Origin of the sequence: Allohahella sp. A8 (assembly GCF_047946665.1) — a bacterium.
GTDB lineage: Bacteria > Pseudomonadota > Gammaproteobacteria > Pseudomonadales > Oleiphilaceae > Allohahella.
On sequence record NZ_CP172312.1, the window covers coordinates 459451 to 472429 of the forward strand.

13 protein-coding genes are annotated in these 12979 nt (G+C 55.6%); 12 read left to right on the plus strand and 1 reads right to left on the minus strand.

The features are described from left to right. Positions 1 to 246: 246 nt before the first annotated feature. The 12 genes from ACH3PB_RS02150 to rpoS all read left to right on the plus strand — a co-directional run bounded on the left by ACH3PB_RS02150 (position 247) and on the right by rpoS (position 11909). On the plus strand, positions 247 to 1893 hold the full coding sequence (locus ACH3PB_RS02150) for a CTP synthase (RefSeq protein WP_416397830.1): 1647 nt from the start codon (positions 247 to 249) through the stop codon (positions 1891 to 1893). Between the two features lie 5 nt (positions 1894 to 1898). Then, the gene (kdsA, locus tag ACH3PB_RS02155) at positions 1899 to 2759 is read left to right on the plus strand and encodes a 3-deoxy-8-phosphooctulonate synthase (RefSeq protein WP_416399510.1); all 861 of its coding nucleotides are present in this window, start codon (positions 1899 to 1901) and stop codon (positions 2757 to 2759) included. A gap of 52 nt (positions 2760 to 2811) precedes the next feature. Continuing rightward, the gene (eno, locus tag ACH3PB_RS02160) at positions 2812 to 4119 is read left to right on the plus strand and encodes a phosphopyruvate hydratase (protein ID WP_416397831.1); all 1308 of its coding nucleotides are present in this window, start codon (positions 2812 to 2814) and stop codon (positions 4117 to 4119) included. A gap of 151 nt (positions 4120 to 4270) precedes the next feature. Continuing rightward, the gene (locus ACH3PB_RS02165) at positions 4271 to 4621 is read left to right on the plus strand and encodes an FtsB family cell division protein (RefSeq protein ID WP_416397832.1); all 351 of its coding nucleotides are present in this window, start codon (positions 4271 to 4273) and stop codon (positions 4619 to 4621) included. 54 nt (positions 4622 to 4675) lie between these two features. Continuing rightward, positions 4676 to 5443, plus strand: coding sequence for a 2-C-methyl-D-erythritol 4-phosphate cytidylyltransferase (ispD, locus tag ACH3PB_RS02170; protein ID WP_416397833.1), 768 nt, complete (start codon positions 4676 to 4678; stop codon positions 5441 to 5443). A gap of 31 nt (positions 5444 to 5474) precedes the next feature. Continuing rightward, positions 5475 to 6059, plus strand: coding sequence for a 2-C-methyl-D-erythritol 2,4-cyclodiphosphate synthase (gene ispF / locus ACH3PB_RS02175; RefSeq protein WP_416397834.1), 585 nt, complete (start codon positions 5475 to 5477; stop codon positions 6057 to 6059). Beyond that, positions 6059 to 7186, plus strand: coding sequence for a tRNA pseudouridine(13) synthase TruD (gene truD / locus ACH3PB_RS02180; RefSeq protein ID WP_416397835.1), 1128 nt, complete (start codon positions 6059 to 6061; stop codon positions 7184 to 7186). Before ispF ends, truD begins: the two co-directional genes overlap by 1 nt. Continuing rightward, positions 7164 to 7919 (plus strand): 5'/3'-nucleotidase SurE, encoded by a 756-nt coding sequence (gene surE, locus ACH3PB_RS02185; protein ID WP_416397836.1) that lies wholly within the window; start codon positions 7164 to 7166, stop codon positions 7917 to 7919. Before truD ends, surE begins: the two co-directional genes overlap by 23 nt. Further along, positions 7912 to 8655: a protein-L-isoaspartate(D-aspartate) O-methyltransferase gene (locus ACH3PB_RS02190; RefSeq protein WP_416397837.1), complete on the plus strand. Its 744-nt coding sequence runs from the start codon at positions 7912 to 7914 to the stop codon at positions 8653 to 8655. The genes surE and ACH3PB_RS02190 overlap by 8 nt, the downstream gene beginning before the upstream one ends. A 29-nt stretch (positions 8656 to 8684) precedes the next feature. Continuing rightward, complete coding sequence (locus ACH3PB_RS02195) at positions 8685 to 9572, plus strand: DUF368 domain-containing protein (RefSeq protein WP_416397838.1); 888 nt, start codon at positions 8685 to 8687, stop codon at positions 9570 to 9572. A 367-nt stretch (positions 9573 to 9939) separates the two neighbouring features. Next, a complete protein-coding gene (locus tag ACH3PB_RS02200) occupies positions 9940 to 10710 on the plus strand; it encodes a peptidoglycan DD-metalloendopeptidase family protein (protein ID WP_416397839.1) in 771 nt (256 codons plus the stop codon). A 182-nt stretch (positions 10711 to 10892) separates the two neighbouring features. After that, a complete protein-coding gene (rpoS, locus tag ACH3PB_RS02205; RefSeq protein WP_416397840.1) occupies positions 10893 to 11909 on the plus strand; it encodes an RNA polymerase sigma factor RpoS in 1017 nt (338 codons plus the stop codon). A 101-nt stretch (positions 11910 to 12010) separates the two neighbouring features. Here rpoS and ACH3PB_RS02210 read toward each other — a convergent pair whose 3' ends face one another. Further along, complete coding sequence (locus tag ACH3PB_RS02210) at positions 12011 to 12916, minus strand: mechanosensitive ion channel family protein (protein WP_416397841.1); 906 nt, start codon at positions 12914 to 12916, stop codon at positions 12011 to 12013. Positions 12917 to 12979 lie beyond the last annotated feature (63 nt).

Here is a 12979-nt window from a genome sequence, read left to right on the forward strand (position 1 = left end):
TGGTGGGCAGCGGCAAAAAGTTGACGCACGGACGCGTATATCCCAGCTGATGCCAGATTTGTGCCAGAACTTTGGCATGGGCTGGAGGGCGCGCTCGAGGTGTGGCGATTTGCTGTCCCTCATCGGTTGATGGACTGACCAGCGATCTGGTATTCTGGCGCGCCATCGAAGCACGCAAATGGCATTCACTGTGAAATCAGCCTGAAGCCGTTTCGCCTCTCCTATCTCAAGTAGCCTGGAATCTGTATGACGCGCTATATATTCGTCACCGGTGGTGTCGTTTCTTCTCTGGGCAAAGGTATTGCATCAGCCTCATTGGCAGCGATACTCGAAGCGCGAAATCTCAAGGTTACGATTCTCAAGCTCGACCCCTATATCAACGTCGATCCCGGCACCATGTCGCCGTTTCAGCACGGTGAAGTCTTCGTGACCGAAGATGGCGCCGAGACCGATCTCGACCTCGGTCACTACGAGCGCTTTATCCGCACACGCATGACCAGGAAGAACAACTTCACCACGGGTCGGGTGTACGAGACCGTACTCCGCAAGGAACGTCGCGGCGACTACCTGGGCGGCACCGTACAGGTCATCCCGCACGTAACCGACGAGATCAAGCGTCGCATCGTCGAGGGTGCCGGCAACGCAGATGTGGCGATCGTCGAAGTTGGCGGCACAGTCGGTGACATCGAGTCCCTGCCGTTTCTTGAAGCGACCCGTCAGCTGAAGCTGGAAGTTGGCAGCGACCGGGCGATGCTCATGCACCTCACGCTGGTGCCATACATTGCCACTGCCGGTGAAGTGAAGACGAAGCCGACACAGCACTCCGTGAAGGAACTGCGGTCCATCGGTCTGCAGCCTGACATCCTCATCTGCCGCTCCGAGCAGCCGATCGATCAATCGGCCAGAAGAAAGATCGCGCTGTTCACCAACGTTGAACAGCGAGCCGTCATCTCACTGGAAGATGCGAAGACCATCTACAACATTCCGAAGATGCTGCACGCGCAGGGTCTTGATGAATTCATCGTCGAGCGCATGAGACTGAAGTGTGAACCGGCCGATCTGTCAGAATGGCAAGCGGTGGTGGACGCGCAGACCTTCCCGCAGCACGAAGTCACCATCGCGATGGTCGGCAAGTACATGGAACTGCTGGACGCCTACAAGTCGCTGAATGAAGCACTCATGCACGCCGGCATTCAGACGCGGACCCGGGTCAATATCAATTACATCGACTCCGAATCGATTCAGCAACAAGGTACTGAAGCACTTGAAGGGGCCGATGCCATCCTGGTGCCTGGGGGGTTTGGCGAGCGTGGAATAGAGGGTAAGCTGCAGGCGGTACGCTTTGCACGGGAGAACAAGGTGCCGTATCTCGGCATCTGTCTCGGTATGCAGGTGGCGGTTATTGAATATGCTCGCAACGTTGCTGGTATGCCGACCGCCAACAGCACCGAATTCAACCATGACACCGAGTATCCGGTTGTTGGACTTATTGCTGAATGGGTAGATGCCTCCGGCAAGACCGAGATTCGCAATGTCGATTCCGACCTGGGCGGTACCATGCGTCTCGGTACGCAGGACTGCAGTCTTGTCGAGGGTACGCACGTTCGGAACTGCTATGGCTCGGCTACGATACGTGAACGGCATCGACATCGTTACGAGGTGAACAACAACCTCCTGCCTGACCTGGAGAAGGCCGGTCTGACGGTTGCCGGATATTCCTCGAATACGGACTCTAATGGCAAGGCGCTGGTGGAAGTCATCGAAGTGCGGGATCATCCCTGGTTCGTGGCATGTCAGTTCCACCCTGAGTTCAATTCGACGCCGCGCGATGGTCATCCATTGTTCCAGGCCTTTGTCGAAGCCGCACTCGCGTATCATGAGGCGAAAGAATGACAGATTTGCAGCAACGGACCATTAAGGTCGGGTCAGACCAGACCACCATCGTCGAGTTTGGGAACCAGCGTCCCTTTGCCCTGATGGGCGGCATGAACGTGCTGGAGTCGAGAGATCTGGCCATGCAGATTGCCGAGCACTACGTCACCGTGTGCGCCGAGCTCGGAATTCCTTACATATTCAAGGGCTCCTTTGACAAGGCCAACCGCTCCTCGATCAACTCCTATCGCGGTCCCGGCATGGAAGAGGGTCTGCGTATCTTCGAGGAGATCCGTAAGACCTTCAAGGTGCCCGTTATAACTGATGTTCACGAGCCCCATCAGGCGGCACCAGTTGCCGAGGTCGTTGACATTATTCAGCTGCCGGCCTTCCTTTCTCGCCAGACCGACCTTGTGACGGCCATGGCGCAAACCGGCAAGCCCATCAACATCAAGAAGGCGCAGTTCCTGGCGCCGCGAGAGATGTCGCATATCGCGAAAAAGTGCCAGGAAGCAGGTAATTCAGAAATCATCCTCTGTGAGCGCGGTTCGAGTTTCGGTTACAACAATCTCGTCGTCGATATGCTGGGCATGGACATCATGAAATCAACAGGGTTCCCTGTCGTGTTCGATGTGACGCATGCCTTGCAGAAGCCTGGCGGACTGGCTGAAGCGGCTGGTGGGCGCCGCGAGCAGATCGTAACGCTCGCGAGGGCGGGCATGGCCGTTGGACTTGCCGGTCTGTTTCTCGAAGCCCACCCGGATCCTGAGCAAGCAAAGTGTGATGGCCCATGTGCGTTGCGCCTGTCCCAGTTGAAGCCTTTTCTACAGCAGGTCAAGGCTCTGGATGAGCTCGTAAAGTCCTTTGCTCAGCTTGATACCGCCTGAGCACTGTAATTGACCCTTATTGTTCCTTGAGATGACAAACGGAGATTTGAGAATGGCAGAAATTGCTGGGATACGTGGACGCGAAGTGATGGATTCACGAGGCAATCCCACCGTCGAAGCTGAAGTGACCCTGACGTCTGGTGTGATGGGCCGTGCTTGTGCACCATCGGGTGCCTCAACCGGTTCACGAGAAGCGCTCGAGCTGCGCGATCAGGATGCCAGCCGCTATATGGGCAAAGGTGTTCTCAAGGCTGTTGATGCCATCAACAGCAGCATAGCACCAGCATTACTGGGCAAGAGCGCGACTGATCAGGAAGGCCTGGATCGCATCATGCTCGAACTCGATGGCACCGAGAACAAGGCCAAACTTGGTGCTAACGCCATTCTCGCCGTCTCACTGGCTGTTGCAAAGGCAGCGGCGACCGAGAAGGGTATTCCTTTATATGAGCACATCGCTGAAATAAACGGCACACCCGGCCGCTATTCCATGCCAGTGCCGATGATGAATATCCTCAACGGCGGCGAGCACGCCGACAACAACGTCGATATCCAGGAATTTATGATTCAGCCAGTGAAGGCCAAGACCTTTGCTGAAGCTCTGCGAATCGGCGCCGAGATTTTCCACAACCTTAAGAAGGTTCTGCAGAGCCGTGGCCTGAGCACAGCAGTAGGCGACGAAGGTGGATTCGCACCTGATCTGCCATCGAATGAAGCGGCGCTGGAAGTTATTCAAGTGGCTGTAGAGCAGGCGGGCTACAAGCTCGGCGATGACGTCACGCTGGCGCTCGACTGTGCAGCGTCTGAATTCTATAAGGATGGCAAGTACAATTTGTCCGGCGAGGGCAAGTCCTTCGATTCTGAAGGCTTTGCAGATTATCTTGCTGGCCTCTGCGACCGTTATCCTATTGTTTCCATAGAAGACGGTATGGATGAAAGCGACTGGAACGGTTGGGCGATTCTCACGAAGAAGCTCGGCGATCGTGTGCAGCTCGTGGGCGACGACCTCTTCGTCACCAATACCAAAATTCTCAAGCGTGGTATTAACGAGAAAATCGCCAATTCCATCCTGATCAAGTTCAATCAGATCGGTAGCCTTACCGAAACTCTTGAAGCAATTCGGATGGCGCAGGATGCCGGTTATACTGCCGTTATCTCGCATCGCTCAGGTGAAACTGAAGACACTACTATTGCTGATCTCGCAGTAGCGACGGCCGCCGGCCAGATCAAGACGGGTTCACTGTGTCGTTCTGATCGAGTGGCCAAGTACAACCAATTGCTGCGTATCGAAGAGCAACTCGGCACTCGGGCAGCCTATCGTGGGATGGCCGAAATCAAAGCTGCCAAGCAGACCGGAAGCTAGCGTCAGGAAGAGTGGCGGGTGCTGGTCATCCGCCGCTTACTACGGGTACTGGACATCCGTACACTACAGAATTTTTCGCTATACCTGCTAAGCTAGTTCGCATCAGGGTCTCGTCATTTATGAGGCTCCCCTTGAAGCGAGAAGTCAGCGAATGTCGGTGATGCAGCCCACAGGCCGCAGTGAATTTTCAGATGAGCAATCGCGCAGCCCGATGGTGCACGTTCCCTATGTGCAGATCGTACTGTGGGGCTTGCTGTCGATCAGTGTATTGTACCTCCAGTATCGCCTTTGGTTTGCACACGGATCGCTCAATTCGCTCAGCGAGATCAGATACGCCATCGGCATTCAAGCCGAACGCAACAACAAGCTTCTCATGCGAAACGAGCAGCTGAGGGCTGAGGTCGAGGAGCTCAAGCACGTCGACGAAGTCATCGCCGAGCGTGCGCGCGAACAGCTTGGCCTTATTGGTCATAATGAGACCTTCTACATCGTCACTGACTGATGAATTTCGTTAGCCACCGTTTTCCAGAATTTTATCTTTCCCGCACGGTTCTCCATGTCTGAAGCCACGCCTGTCTGGGTCGTATTGCCAGCTGCCGGCGCCGGGCGGCGTATGCGCGCGGCGGAACCAAAGCAGTATCTTCGTCTCATCGATACCAAAACGGTTATGCAGTGCACGCTTGAACGTCTGCTCGGGCTTGGATTGGAGCGGCTTATCGTAGCAGTTGCGCCAGGTGATACCCGCGCAGCCAGTGTCCTTGAGCTGCTCGAGCCGGAGCAGAAGGAGCGTGTGGAAATTTTGGCGACAGGTGGAAATGAACGCGCTGACACCGTACTCAACACCCTGCAGGCCCTGGATGGACGTGCAGCAGACGAGGATCTGGTGCTCGTCCATGACCTCGCCAGGCCCTGTCTCTGCCGATCTGACCTCGATGCAGTAGTGACAACAGCGGTCGCCAGTCGTTTCGGCGCCATTCTTGGCATACCTGTCAGCGATACACTCAAACGCTGTGTGCCCCTGGCCCGTCGTGACACCGAGCTGCCGATTACAGAGACCGTCCCGCGAGCACTGCTATGGCGGGCAATGACGCCACAGGTCATTCGTTATGCGGCCTTACGTGAGTCTCTCGAGCAGGCGGAGCGCAAGTGGATCACCGACGAAGCCAGTGCCCTCGAGCAAAGTGGCAAGGAGGTGCTGATGGTGGCCGGCCGGAGTGATAACATCAAGATCACACAGCCCGAGGATCTTGCTCTCGCGGCTTTTCTGTATCGTCAGCAGCTCGAGAATGGTCTGGCCTTCGCCAGCGAACAGCGATCCTCGTGATGCCGACCTAAACGATTCCAGGTGAAGTCTCATGAGAATTGGCCACGGCTACGACGTTCACGCCTTCGAAACTGATGCCGAACAGGCCCCTCCGCAGACCGGCATCCCGGCGACCGGCGTCCCGGCGAGCGGAGTCCCGGCGAGCGGCATCCCGGTGAGCGGCATCCCGCCGAGCGACGCCGCTGCAAGTATAGTGATTGGTGGTGTGCACATCCCCGCACGAAGCCGTCTGTTGGCTCACTCCGATGGCGACGTCCTCATTCATGCCATATGCGACGCGCTTCTGGGCGCCGCTGGCTTGGGTGATATCGGCAGACACTTTCCGGATACTGATCCGGCCTACAAGAATGCCGACAGCCGACAACTGTTGCGAACGGTCGTCGCGCGACTGCGGGATATCGGCTTCAGTATCGGCAACATCGATTCGACGATAGTGGCGCAGGCGCCAAGAATGGCTGAGCACATCTCACAAATGCAGCGAAACATAGCTGAAGATTGTGAGGTCAGCCCTTCATCGGTAAATGTAAAGGCGACCACCACCGAAAAACTCGGTTTCGTGGGGCGGCAGGAAGGTATCGCCTGTCACGCTGTCGCACTCATCGAGTCGCTTGCCTGATGGTAAAACCAGAAAGACTGGCGTCGGATCTAGAGCGTATCGATAGCTTTCTTTGCCCCCCCAAGTACACGTCTCCCCATGTCGAAGCTCGCTGGAAAGTGATGCCAGAGGACTTCGTGGTCGATGAATGCTGGCGGCCGGAGACTGAAGAGGGCGAGCACCATCTACTGAGAATCCGCAAACGGCTACAAAACACCCAGTGGGTGGCGGACAGTCTTGCCACTTTTTCGGGTGTGAGGCAGGTCGACATCGGTTTCTTTGGGCTGAAGGACAGGCAGGCCGTTACCACTCAGTGGTTCTCAGTCTATCTGGGCAAGCGCGAAGCACCCGACTGGCGAACATGGGAACTCGATGGCTGCGAAGTTCTGCACATCGGCCGCTATCCCAGAAAACTGCGCCGGGGTGACCACGTTGGCAACGATTTTCGCATTACGCTGCGTGATATACCAAAAAGCGCGCCTGTCGAAGAAGCTGTCGAAGTGGCACTCGATCAGGTGCGTCTTGAAGGCTTCCCCAACTATTTCGGAGCTCAGCGCTTTGGTTTCGACCATGGCAACCTCACACAGTTCGAATTGATCTACTGCCAGTCTCCAGAGCGTTCAGGCGGGGATGCTCGCGACGACCCCGCACGCACCGGTAAGCGAGGCAGGGCGCGCGGTGGCAAGGGTAAAGGGCGGCGTGTCAATCCAATGTATGTCAGCGCCGCAAGAGCTCATCTCTTCAATTGTCTGCTGGCTTCAAGGCAGCAGGCGGGGGTGGCTCGCACCGTCATCGACGGCGATGACCCGCTGCTCGCAGAGGACAATGCGCACGGGCCAATAGGCATTTTGCCCGGCGGCCCTGTTCGCTCCGAAGCGTCCAGCCAGCTGTCCGCCAGCGATATTCTTCGTCAGGAAGCCTGGGGCGACTATACTGGCTGGCTTGAAGCACTTCATTCGCTGGGTGAGCGGGATACGCCGCGCGCACTGTGGATGACACCTACAGACATGAGCTGGCACTGGCATGATGGCTCACTGGTGGTATGCTTCGGACTGCCCCCTGGCGCGTATGCGTCTGTTGCGCTTTCCCAGGTCGCTCACTTGATACAGGATGCTCGCCCTCGCAATGAAACTACTTCTATCCAATGATGATGGCGTTTACGCCGCTGGCCTCGCGGCGATGGCCGAAGCGCTCGAAGACCTCGGCGAAATTCGTGTTATTGCACCGGAGCGTGATCATAGCGGTGCCAGTAACTCGCTCACGCTGAATCGCCCTCTGATGCTGCAACAGGCAGCCAACGGGTTCATGTGGGTAGATGGCACACCTACCGACTGCGTGCATCTAGGACTGAGTGCTCGCTTCGGCTTCGAAGCCGACAGAGTGGTTTCCGGTATCAACACGCATGCGAACCTTGGTGATGATGTGCTGTATTCCGGCACGGTTGCGGCTGCCATGGAAGGCCGCTTTCTGACCTATCCGGCAATTGCGATTTCCCTGGTCAATGCAGGGAACAATCATTTCGACACCGCCGCGCGAGTGGTTCGTCAGTTGCTCGAGAGCCCGAAGAGTCTCTCGGTGCCGCCACGAACTGTGCTCAATATTAACGTCCCCGACGTTCCCTTTCACGACCTGAGAGGGATTCGTATCACCAGGCTAGGTCACCGGGCAAAGGGTGGAGAGCCACAGGAGATCGTCGATCCGCGTGGCCGCAAACGTTACTGGCTAGCGCTTGCGGGTGCTGGAGACGATGCAGGCGAAGGCACTGACTTTGCGGCAATCGAGGCCGGCTATGTGTCCGTCACACCCATACATGCGGACATGACACGGCATGACGCCTTTGAATCCCTTCAGAACTGGATAAGCAGCGTTGATCATGACTGAGCCTACAAAGCGCGGCCCCGCGAAGACTGCGCGGGAAAACTTCAATGGCATCGGGATGACGTCTCTGAGAACCCGCCAGCGTTTGATTGGACGACTCAGAGACAAGGGTATAGCCGACCCAGTCGTTCTTGCAGCGATGGCAGAAGTGCCTCGCCATATTTTCGTTGATGAGGCGCTGTCTCATCGTGCCTATGAGGATGCCTCGCTACCGATAGGCTACAACCAGACCCTGAGTCAGCCTTACATTGTTGCGAGAATGACACAGCTCGTAGTCAGCGCAATTCGTGAAACCGCAGCGAGCGAAGTCTCTGACACGGTATCACCGCGTCGCCGCAAGGTGCTGGAGATAGGCACTGGCTCAGGCTATCAGACCGCTGTGCTGGCGCAATGCTGCGAGACCGTCTACAGCGTCGAACGTATCTCGGGGCTACTTGCGCAGGCGCAGGATCGCTTCAGAAGACTGGAGCTGAAAAACATTCACTGCCAGCTCGCCGATGGAATGCTCGGTTGGCCGGATCGTAGACAGCGCTTTGATGTGATCATTGCCACTGCAGCGCCAGGCGCCGTACCCCAGCCCCTGCTGGACCAGTTAATCGAGGGTGGCACGCTCATCCTGCCAGTAGGTGAAGAGCGTCAGCATCTGACGACAATTCGTCGACAGGATGGAGAGTTCGTGACGACCAGAATAGAAGAAGTTCGATTTGTACCTTTATTGAGTGGCTTGGTGGGAAGTTGATGATAGTGACGTTTCTGAAAGGAATGGCAATGGGTGCCGCAGATGTCATACCGGGCGTATCCGGAGGGACAATTGCTTTTATTACAGGGATTTACCAGAGACTTCTCATTGCGCTCAGCAGCATAGGCCCCGCGCTGTGGCCGCTGTTTCGTACAGAGGGATTTGTCGCGGTGTGGCGGCGCATGGATGGCGCCTTTTTGCTTGCACTTTTCAGCGGTGTGTTAACCAGTATCGTGCTGCTCGCCAGTCTGATTTCACATCTGCTGGCGACCTATCCCCACCTCCTTTGGGGATTCTTTTTCGGCCTCATCCTGGGTTCCGCCATCTTCATTTTGCGAGTGGCCGGAACCATTAAACCGGTCCACTGGGTGGTTCTGCTGGCTTCTGCGGTGATCGCCTGGCTCATCACAGACCTGACCCCCGTCAGCATTGAGCCGAATGTTCTCAATTTGTTCGTAGGCGGTGTCGTAGCCATATCGGCGATGATTCTACCGGGGCTGTCAGGCAGCTTTCTGCTGCTGATGTTTGGTCTTTATCCCCCAATCATGGACGCCATAAAGACTTTTGATTTTGAAATTCTCGGCGTATTTGCGGCGGGCTGCGTAGTGGGCCTTCTGCTATTTTCGCGAGTCTTGAGCTATCTCATGGCGCGCTACTACACCATGCTCATGGTAGCGCTGACTGGTCTTATGCTCGGCGCGCTCAACAAGGTCTGGCCGTGGAAAGAGACCGTGAGTTATCGCACTAACAGCCATGGCGAGGAGACCCCGCTGGTGCAAATCAACGTAGGTCCCGCCGAATTTGCCGAAACAAGCGGACTTGATCCGCAAATATTAGCGGTGCTTCTACTATCTCTGGCTGGGGTTGTGCTCATCGTCGTACTGAACAGGTTCAAGGCGCCTGACCAACTAAATTAGCCGCTTATCGGCTATTCTTTGAAGATTGTGTCAACTGAGCGGGGCCTAGTGTTACCGCTCCTCTCAGCAGCGTTACTGGCGGTAGCAATGAAATCAGGTTGCAAAGCGTTTGTACGACTAGAACAATTCAGAATATGTCGGCTTATTAGTTACTTAGAGCCGCGTTCTATAGATTCTTTACGCTATTTAGCTATATAAAAGGTGTTTTCGGCTCCATTTTAGTTATCAAAAGCTGCGGTTGAACTATCAAAAACCACTTTTTTCTGGCTTCTTTGTAACTGTGTGTATAGGAGAACTGGCATGAAGTGTGCTAACTGGTTTGTGACTTCGGAGGGTGCTGTCCGCGGTACAGCCGCAGTAGGTATAGATGTCTAGGCCGCTACGCCTTGTTCTATGCGTTCTCGGGCTTGCGCTGCTTTCCTGTACCTCGCCTGATATCTATCAGGATCCGAGCTTCAACCCGCCGGTCCGTTGGGGTTCCCACCGTGTTCAGCCCGGTGAATCCTTGCACTCAATTGCCTGGCGCTATGGTCGAGATTTTCGCGAACTCGCAGCAGAAAACGATATTGCGCCACCTTACCGGGTCTATCCCAATCAACTCATAACGCTCGAAGATACCGGCGCATGGCGTCCAGCTTCTGCACCGCCCGCCAGACCCCGCGCTCAACCGCCTGTTAAAAAGGCTCCGCAAGGTCCTGTTTCCACTGCCAGTAACAAAAAGACACAAACCGCCAAAGCACCGATTACCAAACATACTGGTAAAGCACCCTCTGTGTGGAGGTGGCCTCACGCTGGCCCAATTATTGAAGGTTTCAGCAATGCAGGCTATGGCAGCAAAGGTATCGACATAGCAGGCAAGGAAGGCGATCCGATAGTCGCCGCTGCAGCGGGCGAAGTGGTCTACGCAGGCAGCGGGTTACTAGGCTACGGGCGGCTCGTGATCATAACGCACAATGAAGAGTTTCTGAGTGCCTACGCTCATAACAGCAAGATACTGGTTGCTGAGGGTGGCACAGTGAAGGCAGGCGATCCCATCGCTGAGATGGGGTCATCCGGAACCAACCGCGTCAAGCTGCACTTTGAAGTACGCAAGCGAGGCGTCCCGGTTGACCCGAAGGGTTATCTGCCGAAACGTTGAACAGGTGATCCCTGTGAGACATCAGAGAACGATCCTTGTGCGCGAAGACTGAATGATTTGAAAAAAATGAGTGTGTACGCGATAGGCGACAAAGAGCGCCCAGCAGCACATCAACAGCAGCGCAAGCCGGTGGCGGTTCCTGATTCGGGACGCCGGGGCAGACAGAAAAGGTTGGAATGACAATGGCAGCTAACGCAAAAGCATATGCAGAAGACAATGCGTTCGATTATGAAACTGCTGAGAAGCAGGACGACATGGATGCAGGATATGATGCGCAGGATAGCCTTGACGACGATAGCGACGACGATTCTTTTGATGAACTGAAGAACTCTGGCCGTTTCAAGCTGGCCGATGGACAATCCTATCGGAACCTGGATGCAACTCAGATCTATCTCAATGAGATTGGTTTCTCTCCACTACTAACGCCCGAAGAAGAAGTGCATTTCGCCCGTCTGGCCCGCAAGGGTGATGAGCGCGGTCGTAAGCGGATGATAGAAAGCAACCTCCGTCTGGTGGTGAAGATCGCGCGGCGTTATGTTAACCGCGGCCTGACCCTGCTGGACCTCATCGAGGAAGGTAATCTTGGTCTGATCCGTGCGGTCGAGAAGTTCGATCCAGAGCGCGGCTTCCGTTTCTCTACCTACGCGACCTGGTGGATTCGTCAGACCATCGAGCGCGCCATCATGAACCAGACCCGCACCATCCGTCTGCCGATTCATGTTGTGAAAGAACTCAATGTCTATCTCAGAGCCGCAAGAGAGCTGACTCAGAAGCTGGATCATGAGCCCACGGCTGAAGACATCGCCGAGCTGCTCGAACGCCCTGTGAAGGACGTCAAGCGCATGCTGGGTTTGAATGAGCGTGTCACTTCCGTTGACTCGCCATTGGCGGGCAATGCAGATAAATCGTTGCTCGACACCGTTGCTGATGAAGGCAGTGCAGACCCTGCGCAGGTGCTCCAGGACAACGACATGAATTCCTGCCTGGACCGCTGGCTCGACGAGCTGACCGACAAGCAGCAGGAAGTCATCTCTCGTCGCTTCGGTCTCAGAGGCTATCCGATGAGCACACTGGAAGAAGTTGGTCAGGAAATTGGCCTGACCCGTGAGCGCGTTCGTCAGATCCAGGTTGAGGCATTGAAGAGAATGCGTGAACTCATGGAGAAGGAAGGTCTGTCCGGCGAGACGCTGTTCGGCTAAATTTCAGCACTATCTCTCGAGGCGCTTCTCAGGCGCCAGCAAAAAGCCCGGCAAGTTGCCGGGCTTTTTTATGACTGCGGTTCTTTCGATGATCCGACGGATCAGGTGTTTTCGACACCTTGCGAGGGATCTTCATCGTTGCTACTGCTTCGAAGGGCCAACGGATCCTTGAAGGTGAGTGTGCGGTAAGGAAACGGAATCTCAATGCCCGCTTCGTCAAGCGCAGTCTTGACAGCCTCTACCACCTTGTCCTTCGAACGGCGTATTTCCACAGGCCTTGAGCCTGTCCACCAAGTCACTTCAAAATCTATGCTGCTGGAATTGAACGCCTGGGCGAAAATTTCGACAGGCCGCTGCTGATCAACCGTATCCAGGTCTTTTAATGCAGCTTCAATGACACGGCGACCTTCGGCAACATCTTCATCGTAAGCGATACCTACGATGATGGTGACCCGTTTTCGGTCCCAATCGGTATGGACGGAGACCGCGTTCTTGTACAGCACGGAATTTGGCAGAAGTATCAAATCACCGTCGACCTGACGCAGATAGGTATCGCGTAGCGTGATCTTCTTGACTTCACCACTGATCCCTTCCACCTCGATATAGTCACCGATTCGCATTGGCTCCCGCAGTAATATGAGTATGCCTGCCAGAAAGTTCTCGAAGATATCTTTGAAGGCCAGACCGATCGCTATCGATCCAAGGCCGAGACCGGCAAGCAGCTTTGTCGGCGTTAGTCCGGGCATGGCTATAGTCGCGGCTATCAGGAGGCCAAAGGTCCATACCGCCACGCTTACGAGCGACTGCAGGGCAGCCTTCAGAGATGAGCGCATGTGGGTGCGGGCGAGCACACGGCTGTAGATTGAACCGATCAGCTTGTTGGCAAGCCAGACCACAACGAGAAATAGAACGGCGGCGAGAAGATTGGGAAGTACGGCGATAAAACTGGTAGTGAAGGCTTCGATCTGCTCTCTGATGATCTTCAGGGGGGCGATGTTGATGTTCATGAGGGGCCTAACTTTGACTGTGCCTGGCCTGGCACGCGAGAAGCGGCGTGAGGTCCACGAGGA